Here is a 13,171-nt window from a genome sequence, read left to right as displayed (position 1 = left end):
GGGCTCCGGCCCAGCCGGCCGCGGCGGCCAGCATGGAGCCCAGGGCCGCCACGGCCGCCAGCGCAGCCCAGGCAGCCCCGGGCTCGCTCAGCCGCCGAAGACCTCGCGCCACAGGGTGCGCACCGCCTTGCGTGGCGCGGCGAGCTGGTCGGCCGGGAACTGCGTGGGCCTCTCGTCCAGGCGCGCGCGGTGCTGGGCCCGGCGCAGTTCGCGGTAGGCATCGGCCGCCGCTCGGCCCGTGCCGTCGGACAGCAGCCCGGCGCTTTCCGCACGCTGCAGCAGCGCGATGTTGCCCACGTCGTCGCGCAGCTCGGGGTGGGTGGCGCCATGGGCGAGCACCAGGCATTGCACGGCGAACTCGGCATCCATCATGCCGCCTTCGCTGTGCTTGACGTCGAAGAGTCCGGGCTTGACCGGATGGGCTTCGCGCACCTTGGTGCGCATCGCGCGGATCTCCTCGCGCACGGCGGCGGCGTCTCGCGGGGCGGCGATCACCTCGCGGCGCACCTGCTCGAAGCGCGCGCCGATGTCGGGTGCGCCGGCACAGAAGCGCGCCCGCGTGATGGCCTGGTGCTCCCAGGTCCAGGCGGTATTGCTGCCGCGGCCCTTCTGGTAGGCCTCGAAGGAGGCCAGCGAGGTCACGAGCAGTCCGGAGTTGCCGTTGGGGCGCAAGGCGGTGTCGATCTCGAAGAGTTCGCCCGCGCTGGTGCGCAGCGTCAGCCAGGTGATGAGCTTGCGCGCGAAGGCGGCATAGGCCTCGGGGGCGCGCTCGTCTTCGTCGTCGAAGAGGAAGACGAGGTCGAGGTCGCTGCCGTAGCCCAGTTCCTTGCCGCCGAGCTTGCCGTAGGCGATGACGGCAAAGCGCGGCGCCTCGGCGTGGCGCTGGCGCAGGTGCGGCCAGGCCCAGCGCAGGGTGCATTCGACGGTGGCGTCGGCCAGGGCGGAGAGATCATCGGCCACCTGCTCGACGGTGATGTGGCCCTCGACGTCGCGCACCAGGGTGCGGAAGACCTCGGCGTGGTGGGCGCGACGCAGGGTGTCGAGCAGGGCTTCCTCGTCGGCCTGTCCCGAGCGGACCCAGGCCTCGTGCCGTTGCTCCAGGTCGTGCACGAAGCCGGCCGGGTCGAAGCGGGTATAGATCAGGCGCGGGTCGGCCAGCTCGTCGATCACGCCGGGGTGGCGCATCAGGTAGCGCATCGGCCAGCGCGCCAGACCCAGCAGGCGCAGCAGGCGCTGCTGCACCTCGGGCCGCTCGACCAGCATCGCGATGTAGTTCTCGCGGCGCAGCAGGGGTTCGAGCCAGTCGATGAAGCGCACGGCCGCTTCGTCGGGGATCTCGCCTTGCTCGACACGCTGGGCCGAACGCAGCACCAGCTTGGCCAGCCGCTGTTTGCCCTCGTCGCGCAAGGCCGCGATACGGGGCTGCTCCACCCAGGGTTTGACGCGTGCGGCCAGGGCCGGCGGCAGCCGCTCGAGGAAGGCCTCGCTGTCCAGCGCCGGCAGGGACCCGCCGCAGCCCTTGCAGCCGCCGCTGCGGGGGGCCTGGCCGTCGTGCAGCAGCGCATCGAATTCCAGCGCCACGAACTCGCGGGTTTGCAGCAGGCGGTCCATCAGCTCGCAGGCATCGCGGCTGCAGGCCAGGCCCAGGCTGCCGGCGATCCAGCGCAGATCCTCGTCGTTGGTGGGCAACTGGTGGGTCTGCTGGTCGTCGAGGTACTGGATGCGGTGCTCGACCTGGCGCAGGAAGACATAGGCCTCGGCCAGGCGGCGGGCCGTCTCGGGCTTCATCACGCCCACCTGGGTGAGGCGTTCGAGGGCGCGCAGCGTCGAGCGGGTGCGGATCTCGGGAAACTGGCCGCCGCGCACCACCTGCAGGAGCTGCACGATGAACTCGATCTCGCGGATGCCGCCGCGCGAGAGCTTCACGTCGTTGGCGCGTTCGGGCCGGCCGGCGGCGCGGCGGGCGGCTTCCTCGCGCACCTTGCGGTGCAGGCCGCGCAGGCCCTCGAAGACACCGTAGTCGAGATAGCGGCGGAACACGAAGGGGATGACCACGTCGCGCAGCTGCAGCGCCCGGCCCGAGGCCACCGAGGCGCGTGGCGCCACCACGCGGCTTTTGAGCCAGGCGAAACGCTCCCACTCGCGGCCCTGCACGACGAAGTATTCCTCCAGCATCGCCAGGCTCACCACCGGCGGCCCGGAGTTGCCATTGGGCCGCAGGGCCAGGTCGACGCGAAAGACGAAGCCGTCCTCGGTGGTGTCGCCGATGAGCGTGTACAGGCTGCGTGCCACCTGCGAGAAATACTCGTGCGCCGAGATGCGGCCGCTGCCCTGGGCGTTGCCGGCGGTCGTGCCGGCCTCCTCGTAGACGTAGACCAGGTCGATGTCGGACGACACGTTGAGCTCGCGCCCGCCGAGCTTGCCCATGCCCACGACCCAGAAGTCGATGCGTTGCCCGGCCTCGTTCAGCGGGGCGCCGTGGCGTTCGTCCTGCTCGGCCAGGGCGGCAGCCAGCGCCCGGTCGAGCGTCACCTCCGCCAGGGCCGTCATCGCCAGGCCGATCTCGGGCATGGTCGCGGCGCCTTCGATGTCGAGCACGGCCAGGCGTTCCAGCGTGAGCTGGCGGGCCTGTCGCAGCGCAGCTCCGAGCGCCAGTCCGCGATCGAGCAGGGCGTCGATCAGGGTCTCGATGCGGGCCGGGTCGGGCAGGCCAGGAGGCAGCAGCGCCAGGATATCGCCATGACGACGGCGCACCCGTTGCACGAAGCGGGAGTGCTCAGCCCCCACCCGGGGGGCGGCGGCGGAGCTACCGCCAGTGACAACTTCGCTGAAACCCATGGCCCGTCCCGGGGTCTGACCTGATGCCTGTGCTAGATTGCGAGCGCACCTTCGCGCAGGGTGCCGATGGCCTGCGCGTTGCCGCGCGTGGTGCGGCGGCTGCCGTCATCGTTCCCATGAGTCCTGCTGTCTTGCTGCAATCCTGGCTCCAACGGCCCCATCGGGCCGCTGGGGGGGTTGTGCGCCTGGTGCGCTGGATGGCGGTCGCGGCCCTGGGCCTCATGCTGCTGGTGTGGCTGGTGGTGCACGCAGCGATTCTGCCGCGAATCGACGCCTGGCGTGCGCCGATCGAGCGCTCGGCCACCCAGGCTTTGGGGGTGCCGGTGCAGATCGGGCGCATCCGTGCGCAATCTCACGTCTGGACGCCGGTCTTCGAAATCGAGGAGTTGCGCCTGCTCGACACCCAGGGCCGCGAGGCCCTGCGCCTGCCGCGGCTGCGCGCCACCTGGTCGTGGGCCTCGCTGTGGCATTTCGAGCTGCGCCTGGGCCGCCTGGAGATCGAGGCCCCCCAGCTGGCCGTGCGCCGCGACCCCCAGGGCCGGCTGCATGTGGCCGGCCTGGACCTGGGCGAGACCACCGCCAGCGCCTCGGCCTCGCCCGGGGCCCTGGAGTGGTTCCTCTCGCTGCCGGAATTCCGGGTGCATGGCGGCCGGGTGCGCTGGATCGACGAGCAGCGCGCGCTGCCACCCCTGGAGCTCGGCGACGTGCAGGCCGTGATGCGCAACAGTGCGCCGGCGCTGCGCCGGCATGAGTTCCGGCTCGATGCCACACCGGTGGACGGCTGGGGCGAACGCCTGTCGCTGCGTGCCCGCTTCACGCAGCCGTTGCTGACCCGCTCGTCCGACCGCTCGCGCTGGAGCGGCCAGGCCTATGCCGAGCTGCCGCGGGTGGACCTGCAGGCCCTGCACCGCCACCTGCCGGCCGGAGTGCATCTGGAGCGCGGCTCAGGCGGCCTGCGGGCCTGGGCGGACATGACCGCGGGGCGCTGGACCGGCCTGACCCTGGACCTCGACCTGGCCGACCTGAGGGCCCGCTTCGAGGCGGCCGACGAGGCCCTGGACCTGGCCGCACTGCGGGGGCGTCTGATCTGGCGCGAGGAGGGTGCGCAGCAGGTCGTGGCCCTGCAGGGCCTGAGCGCGACCGCAGCTGCGCAGGCGAGCGAGGAGCAGGCCGCGCACTGGGCGGGGCTGCCGGCGGCCTTCGAATTGCGCTGGCGTGCTGCTGCCACGGCGGGTCTCACCGAGGAGGGGGCATTGCAGGTGCCGCGTGCCGATCTGGCCGCCCTGGCCGCCCTGGCCCGGCGCCTGCCGTTGCCCGCGTCGCTGCACGCCGGCCTGGCCGAGCTGCAACCGGCCGGCCGGGCCGAGCCCTTGTTGCTGCGATGGCAGGGGGATTGGCGCGCACCGCGGGCCTACCAGGCCAGCGGCCAGTTGCGCGGGCTGAGCCTGGCCGCGCAGGCGGATGGGCCGTCCGTGGGCCGCCCCGGGCTGCAAGGAGCCGATCTGGCCTTCCAGGCCAGCGAAGCCGGGGGATCGGCACGCCTGCACATCCGCGAGGGCGCCTTGGTCTTCCCCGGCGTCTTCGACGAGCCGCAGGTGCCGCTGAACGAGCTGCAGGCCGAACTGGCCTGGACCGTCACGCCCGGCGAGGACGGCCCCGCAGTGGCCGTGCAGGTGCGCGATGCGCGCTTTGCCAATGCCGACGCGCAGGGCGCGTTCAGCGGCCAGTGGCGCACCGGCGCAGCGCCCGGCGTGGGCCGCGGCGCGCGGCTGCCCGGTGTGCTCGACCTTCAGGGCCGGCTCGATCGTGCCGATGCCACCCGCATCTGGCGCTACCTGCCCCGCCAGTTGCCGGCCTCCGTGCGCGACTATGTGCGCCGCGCGGTGTTGGCCGGCCACGCCAGCGAAGTGGACTTCCGCGTCCAGGGGGATCTCTGGGACTTTCCCTATGCCCCCGGCCAGGAGGGCACCTTCCGCATCGCCTCGCGCATCGAGCAGGCCAGCTTGGCCTACGCACCGGGCGAGGAGGGGCGGCCCTCGCCGTGGCCGGCTTTCACCCATGTGCGCGGCGAGCTCGTGTTCGATCGACAGTCCATGCAGATCCGCAACGCCCGGGCCCGGCTCTTCGGGTTCGAGCTGCAGGGGGTGGACGGCGGCATCGAGGACCTGGCCCACCAGCCTGTGCTGCGTCTGAGCGGGGGCGGCACCGGGCCACTGGCCGATGCCTTGCGCTTCATCAACGACACCCCGGTGGGCGAATGGACCCAGCGTGCGCTGGCCCAGGCCAGCGGCAGCGGCAGCGCCGAACTGCGCCTGTCGGTGCAACTGCCGCTGGACGATCTGGATCGGGCCCGTGTGCAGGGCCGCGTGCGTCTGGACGGCAACGACCTGCGCCTGCGCCCCGACACCCCTTTGCTGGTGCGCACGCGCGGCGACGTGAGCTTCTCCGACGCGGGGTTCGCAGTGCATGGGGCCACCGCCCGGGTGCTGGGCGGCGAACTCCAGTTCGAAGGCGGCACGGCGCGCGACGGCAGCGTGCGCTTCGAAGGCCAGGGCACGGCCACCGCGGCCGGCCTGCGCGAGGTGCATGAGCTGGGCCTGCTGCCCTATCTGGCCGAACACCTGCAGGGCCAGACGGCCTACCGGCTCCAGTTCGGCCTGGTGCAGGGCTGGCCCGAGCTGAACCTGAGCAGCGACCTCATCGGCCTGGCCTCGAACCTGCCTGCCCCGCTGGACAAACCCGCCGCGCGGCCCTGGCCGCTGCGCGTGACGCTGGCCGTCGATCCCGACAGCCTGCTGCCGGGCCGCGCGCCGCGCGACCAGTTGCGCGTCCAGCTCGGCCAGTCGCTGTGGGTGCACTACCGGCGTGCGCTGGGCGACGAGGCGACGGGCCAGCCCACGCGGGTGCTGGCCGGCACCATCGGCCTGGGCGAGGCCCAGGCCCAGGCCCTGCCTGCCGGGGGGGTGCGCGCCCGGGTCGCCCTGCCCCAGCTCGACCTGGACCACTGGCGCGCCGTGGCCGAGAGCTTCGAAGCCGGCTTGGCCGCCCCTGGCGCCCCCGGGGCCGGCTACGCGCCCGACCGCATCGAGCTGCGCAGTGCAGCCGTGCGTGCGGCCGGCCGCCGCTTCACCGCGGTGCGCCTGAGCGGCGAACGCGCCGGCGAGGGCTGGCGCGGCCAGGTGCGCTCCGACCAGCTCGACGGGCGCATCGAATGGCAGCCCGGGGCGACGGGCGGCCAGCTCCAGGCCCGGCTGTCCCGCCTGAACTGGCCCGAGGCCGACCCGGGCGACGGGCCGGCCCCCGTGACGGCCGTCTCCGACCGTCCAGCGCCGGCCCTGGACATCGAGGTCGAGGACTTCCGCTGGGGCTCGCGCGCCCTCGGGCGCCTGGAGGTGCAGGCCGAGAGCCGGCGTACCGGCGAGTTCCGCGAGTGGCGGCTGCGGCGCCTGTCGCTGCACAACCCCGTGGCCCGCCTCGGGGCCAGCGGGGCCTGGCTGGCCGTGCGCGAAGGTGTCGGTGCGGCGACGGCCCGCACCGAGCTGGACTTCGAGCTCGACGTGGCCGACAGCGGCGCCCTGCTCGAGCAATGGGGCCAGGCGGGCGTGCTCAGCGGCGGCAAGGGCCGCGCGAGCGGGCGCATCGGCTGGCAGGGCCCGCCCTTGGCACCCGACCTGGCCAGCCTGGACGGGCAATTGCGCGTGGACGTCGAGCGTGGCCGCTTCCTGAAGGCCGACCCCGGCGCGGCGCGGCTGGTCAGCGTGCTCAGCCTGCAAGCCCTGCCGCGCCGGCTGATGCTCGACTTCCGCGATGTCTTCAGCGAAGGCTTCGTCTTCGACGACTTCGGCGGCGACATCCGCATCGAGCGTGGCGTGGCCCACACCGAGAACCTGCGCATGCGTAGCGTGGCCGCCGCCGTCCTGATGGAAGGCCGCGCCGACCTGCACCACGAGACCCAGGAGCTGCGCGTGGTCGTGGTGCCCGAGATCAACGCCGGTGGCGCCTCGCTGGTCTATGCCGCGATCAACCCGGCCGTCGGCCTGGGCTCCTTCCTGGCGCAGCTCTTCCTGCGCAAGCCCATGATCGAGGCCAACACACGCGAGTTCCGCATCACCGGCCCCTGGGGCGACCCGCAGGTGCAGGCCGTGCCCCGTCCCGGGGCCTCTTCGCCCTCGGCGCCGGCGGCCACGCGCGGCCCTGGCCCCGCGGCCGCCCCGGGGGGCTGAGCCCTGCCGCAAGAAAGGAGCGTCCATGCGCATCGCCGCCGTTCAGACGGTGTCCTCGACCCGTCCGGCCCACAACCTCGAGCGCGCCCGGGCCCTCATCGCCCAGGCCGCCGCGCAAGGGGCCGAACTCGTGGGCCTGCCCGAGAACTTCGCCTTCATGGGGCGGGCTGACGCTGACAAGCTGGCACTGGCCGAGCCCCCCGGGGACGGGCCGCTGCAGCAGGGGCTGGCGCAGGCCGCGCGCGAGCACCGCGTCTGGCTGATCGGCGGCAGCCTGCCGCTGCGCACCGAGGAGGCGCAGCGCGTCACCAACACCACGCTCGTCTTCGACCCGCAGGGCCGCTGCCGTGCGCGCTACGACAAGATCCACCTCTTTCGCTACGAGGAGCAGGGCCCGGAGGGCCCCCGGCTCTACGACGAGGGCGTCGTGCTGCGCGCGGGCAGCCAGCCCGTGGCGCTGGATGTGCAGCCGCGCCAGGGTGCCGCGCTGCGCCTGGGCCTGAGCATCTGCTATGACCTGCGCTTTCCCGAGCTGTACCGGGCGCTGATGCGCCCGCCGTGCGACCTGATTGCCGTGCCCTCGGCCTTCACCCACACCACCGGCCAGGCGCACTGGGAGGTGCTGTTGCGTGCGCGGGCCATCGAGAACCAGTGCTACGTGATGGCCCCAGCCCAGGGCGGGCGCCACGAGAACGGGCGCCGCACCCACGGCCACACGCTGATCGTCGACCCCTGGGGCGAGGTGCTGGCGCGTGTGGAGGACGGCGAGGGCGTGGCCTGGGCCGACATCGACACGACGCGCATGGCGCAGGTGCGGCAGCGCTTGCCGGCCCTGGCGCACCGCCAGCTGTGAGCCCCGGCGCCGGGGTCAGAAGAAGGGCGAATCGTCGGCCGGCGGGCGCCGGTGGGCGCTGCGCTCGCGCGGCCAGGCAGGGGGGCGGCGCGGGGGACGCACCGGCCGCGGCCGGCTCAGCCACACGCCCAGCAGCGGCAGCAGCGGCTGCAGCCAGGCCAGGCCCTCGCGCAGGCCCCGCATGAAGCCCACGGCCGCGCGCGTGACCGACACCGGCGCCTGGCCGACCCGGCGCGGGCCCGCCACCAGCACCAGCGCCGCTACCACGGCCCCGAGGGCCAGGGCCCCCGGGTTGGCCAGGATCCAGCGCAGGCTCTGGCTGCGCGGGAAGGCCGTGCTCAGGCGGGGATGGGCCGGCCAGTCGGCATCGCCGGGGCCGAGATCATGGTCGGGCGGCTCAGCCGCCCCGCGCGGCGCGGATGCCGGGCGCGGGGCCACCAGGGCGCGCAACTGTGCGCGCTGGCGCGCCATGCGCAGCAGCAACAGTTCGCGCTCGGCATCGCGGTGTTGCTGTTCGGCCGAGTGGTCCAAGGGCGAGGCGCTCATGGGTGGGAGGGAGGGGTCGAAGGCGCCGCATCGCCGGCCTGCGGTGCCGACGGGGCCTCGCCCTCGCGCAGGCGCCTGAGGGTCTCGAGATCGGCCGCCAGCTCGCGGCGCAGCAAAACGAAGGACTGCTCACCCTGCCTGAGCAGGCGCTGCACCTGGGCCAGGGCCCAGGCCAGGCCGAGGCACAGGGCCAGCGCCACCCCGGCGGCGGCCCCGACGCGCCAGGGCGTGTCCCAGCAGGCGATGATGACGAGTGCGCCGAGGAAGGTCACGGCCAGGCCGGCCAGCCAGACGGCCGCCAGCAGGCTCACGAGCAGCCGCGCCAGGCGCCGCTTCTCGTCCTGCCATTCGAGCTGGGCCAGCGCCACCCGGTCGGCAGCCACCTCGACGCCCAGAGCCACGCCGCGCTGCAGCCGTTCGACCAGCGCATCGATCTGGGGGGCGAACAGCCGCGCCAGCATGGGATGCCGCGGGCCGGCCCGTCAACGGCGGGCGATCAGCACGCCCACCAGCAGGCCGGCCAGGGCGGCGATGCCGGCCACTTTCCAGGGCTCTTCGTGGGCGTACTCGTCGGCCACCGCCGCGGTGTGGCGCACCCGGCGGCCGATGTCGTGCGTCACGTCGGCCACCGCCTCGCTGGCGCGGTGGAAGGAGTCCTGCAGCTTTTCCTTCAGTGCGCGCACCTCGGGCAGGTCGCGCACGGCGGGGTTGGACATCAGCTCGGCCAGGTCGGCCTTGAGGTCGGCCCATTCGCGCTCCAGCGTGGTGGCGCTGTCGTGCGCAGCCTGGCTCACCCCGCGGGCCGCACGGCGGGCGGCCTGCCCGGTGCGTTCGGCGGCGGCAGCGGCGGCTTCGGTGGGGGAATTGGCAGACATGTCGTTCTCCTGTGATCAATGAAGGGGGAGGAACCGGCCCATTCTAGGCAGGGCGGGCCACGCAACGCGCTGCATCGCAGCGCGTCATGGGGTCTTGTCTGGCGGGGCTGGCTCACGCAGCGCCTGCAGGGCCAGCGCCACGTGGTCGAACTCGTAGGACTTGTCGAAGAAATGCTCGGCCCCCAGGGCCGCACAGCGCAGCCGCACCGCCCGCGTGGCGGTGTTCGTCAGCACCAGCGTGAGCGGCCGCGGCTGCAGGCGCTGCAGGGCCTGGAGCACCCCGAAGCCGCTGCCCTCGCGCAATTGCAGATCCACCACCACGGCATCGAAGGCCTGCTCGCGCAGCGCGGCCAGGGCTCCCGCCTCGGTGTCGGCCTGGGCCGTGACCCGGAAGCCCTCGCAACTGTGCACCAGCTCAACCAGGCGCTCGCGGATCAGGGCCGAGTCCTCGATCACCAGCACCGCGCGCGGGGGTGCGGGCACGCGGGTGAGGGCGGCGGCGGACGGGCTGGCATTCATGATGGAACAAGCCTAGCGCGGCCGGCCTCGCACGTCTGTAGGCGCGGGCCTACGTGCACACCCCCGAGGCCTACTGGATCAGTCCGTTCTTGACCGCGTAGTACGTCAGGTCGGCGTTGCTCGACAACTGCAACTTGGCCAGCAGCCGCGCACGGTAGGTGCTCACCGTCTTGACGCTGATGAACAGCTCGTCGGCGATCTGCGTGACCGACATGCCCGAGGCGAGCTTGCACAGCACCTGGAACTCGCGTTCGGAGAGGTCCTGGTGGGCCGGCCCGGCGCCGGGCTGGTCCAGCCGCTCGGCCATCAGGTCGGCCACCACGGGGCTCAGGTACCGCCGGCCCTGCAGCACCACGCGGATGGCGCGCAGGATCTCCGCGCCGTCGGCGTCCTTCTTCAAATAGCCGTTGGCGCCGGCGCGCAGCAGGTTGATCGCATACTGCTCCTCAGGGAAGGCACTGACGATCAGCACCGGCACCTCGCCCAGGTGGTGGCGGATCAGGCGCAGCGTGTCCACGCCCGTGCGGTCGGGCAGCGAGATGTCCAGCAGCACGAGGTCCCAGGCGCCTTCACGCAGCAGGGCCAGGGTCTCGGCGCTGGTCGAGGCCTCCCCGCCGACGACCAGGTCGGGTTCGGCATCGATCAACTGGCGCAGGCCGGCCCGCACGATCTGGTGATCGTCGGCCAGCAAGATGCGTTTGCGTTCCATGCGAGGGTGCCAAGCCAGGGGGCGCCCAGTCTGGCACAGCACGGCGGGGTTCGCCAAGTCGGACTCGGGCATGCGCACCTCCGGGAAGAAAACGAGGGGCTGCACCATGCAGCCCCTCCAAACACCACGGACATGAGCGGGGGGAGGAGGAGGGATCCGTGGCGACACGGCCACCGCTGGTGGGACCAGCCGTAACCGATGGGCTCATGGTAGAAACGCGGCGTGACGGCCCGTGTCATCCCTCCACCCCGCCGGCCTGTCGGAATCCGCTGACATCGATGAGGCCCTCACCCGTTCCTTCGTCCTGGTCGCTGCGCAGCCTGTGGCGCGAGGCCCTGCGCCGGCTGCGTCAGGCTCACGAGGAGGTGCAGGCCGCCGCCGCGCGCTCCGGCCAGGTGCCCGCCCGGCTGCTGCGCCGCCTGGCCGTGCTCAAGCTGGCGCTGCCGCTGGCCCTGGCCCTGGGGGCGGGCATGCTGTGGGTGACCGAACGCGGTTACGAGCGTCTGGAGCGCACCTACGCCGAGCTCAAGGGCTCGCGGGTGTTCTCGGCCAACCTCAACAGCCTGTCCTTCCTGGCGGCCCGCGCCGATGCCACGCAGGCCGAGTACCTGCTCACGCGCACGTCCGAGAGCCTGTCGCGCCACCGCTCCACGCTGCAGCAGATCGGCGCGATGCACCAGCCCCTGCTCGAAGGCGGTGCGCTGCGCGCCGACCCGGACGATCTCGCAGTGACGCTGCGCTACATCGACGGCGAACGCGAGGAACTGGCGCGGCTCGACGCCCTGGGACCGGCCGCCCCGGCCGCGCAGGTCGAGGCGGCGCTGCGGCCCAACCCCGTGCCCGACGGCAGCCTGCGTGAAGCCATCGGCCGCATGGTTGCGCGCGAGCGCGCCCTGCTCGAGCGCGCCGAGGCCGAGGCGGCCACCGAGCTGCAGCGCCAGCGCTGGGTCTCGTTGGCCACGCTGGCGGCCGGCTTGATGCTGCTCGTGCTGCTCTTCCAGGCCTATCGCAGCGAGTTCGAGGAGGAGCAGCGCATGGCCCAGCGCCTGCAAGACGAGCGCGACCGGCTGGAACGCGCCGTGCGCCTGCGCACACGCGAGCTGTCGGAGCTGGCCACCCACCTGCAGGAGGTGGCCGAGCAGGAGAAGGCCCGGCTGGCCCGCGAGCTGCACGACGAGCTCGGGGCGCTGCTGACGGCCAGCAAGATGGACGTCTCGATGCTCCTGCGCCGCGGTTTGCAGCCGCCGCAAGGCGCGATCGAGGCCTTGCAGCGTGTGCAGGCCAACCTCGAGCAGGGCGTGCAGCTCAAGCGCCGCGTGATCGAGGGGCTGATGCCCTCCACGCTCAGCCACCTGGGCCTGGTCGCCGCGCTCGACGCCCTGGCCGACGAGGTGCAGGCCCAGTCGGGCCTGCGCATCGAGCGCGACCTGCCCGAGGCCCTGGACCTCGACCGCGAGCGCAGCATTGCCGTCTTCCGTCTGGTCCAGGAGGCCCTCACCAACGTGCAGAAGCACGCCCGTGCCTCCCGGGTCGACCTGGTGCTCGAAACGCGCGACGACCGCCTGCTGCTGCGCCTGCGTGATGACGGCGTGGGGCTGGACCCGGCCCAGACGCGCAAGCTCAAGAGCCATGGCCTGCGCGGCATGAAGCACCGGGTCGATGCCTTTGGCGGGCGCTTCGAGATCGGGCCTGCTGCAGGCGGCGGCACGGTGCTGACGGTGGAGATCCCGCTGACCGACCCGCCGGATGCCGCGGACGAGCCGGACCTGTGAACGCCCCCTGCGCGCGCCGCGCGCCGCGTCCAGGGGGTGGGCTGGCTACCGCCGGCCGAACATCATTTGCCGCGCCAGCAGCGACTTGGCCGGCGACAGCCGCTGCAGCGCCGCCAGCGCGAGTGCGCGGGCCGTGCCCAGACCGGGCAGGCTCCAGGTGAAGCTGCGTGCGAGAAAGTCGGTGACGGCGATGGTGCCCCAGCGGTCGCTCGCGCGGGCCCATGCCACACGGCGCAGCGCCGCGTCCACATCGCTTTCGTGACGGCGCAGCCGCTGCACCAGCTCGAAGGCATCGCGCAGGCCCAGATTCAGACCCTGGCCGGCCACCGGATGCAGCGTCTGGGCGGCGTTGCCGATGCGCACCGTGCGGCCTTCGACCAGGCTGCGCTCGGCATTGAGCCCCAGCGCGAAGGCCTTGAGCGGGCTGATCGCCACCACGCGCCCGGTGTCGGGATGCAGCACATGGTTGAGCACGGCGATGCGTTGCGCATCGTCGAGCGGCTGCACCGGATCGTCGTCGCGCGGCACGCACCACACCAGCGCGGCCTCCTCGCCCCCGCGCGGCAACAGCGCCACCGGGCCGTGGGCGGTGAAGCGCTCGTAGGCCGTGCCGGCCGGCAGGCCGCGCACCGTGACCTGGCCCACCCAGGCCGTCTGGGCATAGTCGTGGCTCAGCGCCTTGCGGGCCTGGTCGGCGAAGACCCCCCCTTCGGCCACCACCGCCAGGTCAAAGCGCTCGGCAATGTCGGCGTCCAGCTCGACCGCGCCGCCCAGGTTCTTCAGCGAGCGCACCGGCGTGCCCAGCCGCAGGGCCAGGCGCTGCGGCTGGGCAGCAC

At 73.2% G+C, this 13,171-nt stretch carries 10 protein-coding genes; 3 read left to right on the top strand and 7 right to left on the bottom strand.

Annotated elements, in window-relative coordinates:
- Positions 1-87 precede the first annotated feature (87 nt).
- Positions 88-2,838, bottom strand: a complete 2,751-nt coding sequence (glnE, locus tag ACK42S_RS10045; protein WP_409706497.1) for a bifunctional [glutamate--ammonia ligase]-adenylyl-L-tyrosine phosphorylase/[glutamate--ammonia-ligase] adenylyltransferase — start codon at positions 2,836-2,838, stop codon at positions 88-90.
- Positions 2,839-2,954: 116 nt separating this feature from the next.
- On the opposite strand from glnE, the gene ACK42S_RS10040 reads away from it, so the two are divergent.
- On the top strand, positions 2,955-7,061 hold the full coding sequence (locus tag ACK42S_RS10040) for a YhdP family protein (protein WP_409706494.1): 4,107 nt from the start codon (positions 2,955-2,957) through the stop codon (positions 7,059-7,061).
- Between the two features lie 25 nt (positions 7,062-7,086).
- Complete coding sequence (locus ACK42S_RS10035) at positions 7,087-7,914, top strand: carbon-nitrogen hydrolase family protein (RefSeq protein WP_409706491.1); 828 nt, start codon at positions 7,087-7,089, stop codon at positions 7,912-7,914.
- Between the two features lie 15 nt (positions 7,915-7,929).
- On the opposite strand, the gene ACK42S_RS10030 is transcribed toward ACK42S_RS10035, so the two are convergent.
- The 5 genes from ACK42S_RS10030 to ACK42S_RS10010 all read right to left on the bottom strand — a co-directional run bounded on the left by ACK42S_RS10030 (position 7,930) and on the right by ACK42S_RS10010 (position 10,563).
- Entirely contained in the window at positions 7,930-8,460 is a 531-nt protein-coding gene (locus ACK42S_RS10030; RefSeq protein ID WP_409706488.1) for a hypothetical protein, read from the bottom strand.
- Positions 8,457-8,921 (bottom strand): phage holin family protein, encoded by a 465-nt coding sequence (locus tag ACK42S_RS10025; protein ID WP_409706485.1) that lies wholly within the window; start codon positions 8,919-8,921, stop codon positions 8,457-8,459. Before ACK42S_RS10025 ends, ACK42S_RS10030 begins: the two co-directional genes overlap by 4 nt.
- 21 nt (positions 8,922-8,942) lie before the next feature.
- On the bottom strand, positions 8,943-9,335 hold the full coding sequence (locus tag ACK42S_RS10020) for a YqjD family protein (RefSeq protein WP_409706482.1): 393 nt from the start codon (positions 9,333-9,335) through the stop codon (positions 8,943-8,945).
- An 84-nt stretch (positions 9,336-9,419) separates the two neighbouring features.
- The gene (locus ACK42S_RS10015; RefSeq protein WP_409706479.1) at positions 9,420-9,854 is read right to left on the bottom strand and encodes a response regulator; all 435 of its coding nucleotides are present in this window, start codon (positions 9,852-9,854) and stop codon (positions 9,420-9,422) included.
- A 70-nt stretch (positions 9,855-9,924) separates the two neighbouring features.
- A complete protein-coding gene (locus ACK42S_RS10010) occupies positions 9,925-10,563 on the bottom strand; it encodes a response regulator (protein WP_409706500.1) in 639 nt (212 codons plus the stop codon).
- 278 nt (positions 10,564-10,841) lie between these two features.
- Here ACK42S_RS10010 and ACK42S_RS10005 point away from each other — a divergent pair, with 278 nt between their 5' ends.
- Positions 10,842-12,335, top strand: coding sequence for a sensor histidine kinase (locus tag ACK42S_RS10005; protein WP_409706476.1), 1,494 nt, complete (start codon positions 10,842-10,844; stop codon positions 12,333-12,335).
- Between the two features lie 45 nt (positions 12,336-12,380).
- Here the strand turns inward: ACK42S_RS10005 and ACK42S_RS10000 are convergent.
- Positions 12,381-13,171 (bottom strand): FAD-dependent monooxygenase (locus tag ACK42S_RS10000; protein ID WP_409706473.1); only part of this gene is annotated, 791 nt, incomplete at its 5' end.

This window comes from Caldimonas sp. (assembly GCF_046289365.1).
Taxonomy (GTDB): Bacteria; Pseudomonadota; Gammaproteobacteria; order Burkholderiales; family Burkholderiaceae_C; genus Caldimonas.
This window is presented reverse-complemented; position numbering and strand designations above follow the sequence as displayed.

Excerpts from the sequence above, each read along its gene's own strand:
- glnE (WP_409706497.1), bottom strand. The coding sequence starts at position 2,838 with ATGGGTTTCAGCGAAGTTGTCACTGGCGGTAGCTCCGCCGCCGCCCCC.
- ACK42S_RS10040 (WP_409706494.1), top strand. The coding sequence starts at position 2,955 with ATGAGTCCTGCTGTCTTGCTGCAATCCTGGCTCCAACGGCCCCATCGG.
- ACK42S_RS10035 (WP_409706491.1), top strand. The coding sequence starts at position 7,087 with ATGCGCATCGCCGCCGTTCAGACGGTGTCCTCGACCCGTCCGGCCCAC.
- ACK42S_RS10030 (WP_409706488.1), bottom strand. The coding sequence starts at position 8,460 with ATGAGCGCCTCGCCCTTGGACCACTCGGCCGAACAGCAACACCGCGAT.
- ACK42S_RS10025 (WP_409706485.1), bottom strand. The coding sequence starts at position 8,921 with ATGCTGGCGCGGCTGTTCGCCCCCCAGATCGATGCGCTGGTCGAACGG.
- ACK42S_RS10020 (WP_409706482.1), bottom strand. The coding sequence starts at position 9,335 with ATGTCTGCCAATTCCCCCACCGAAGCCGCCGCTGCCGCCGCCGAACGC.
- ACK42S_RS10015 (WP_409706479.1), bottom strand. The coding sequence starts at position 9,854 with ATGAATGCCAGCCCGTCCGCCGCCGCCCTCACCCGCGTGCCCGCACCC.
- ACK42S_RS10010 (WP_409706500.1), bottom strand. The coding sequence starts at position 10,563 with ATGGAACGCAAACGCATCTTGCTGGCCGACGATCACCAGATCGTGCGG.
- ACK42S_RS10005 (WP_409706476.1), top strand. The coding sequence starts at position 10,842 with ATGAGGCCCTCACCCGTTCCTTCGTCCTGGTCGCTGCGCAGCCTGTGG.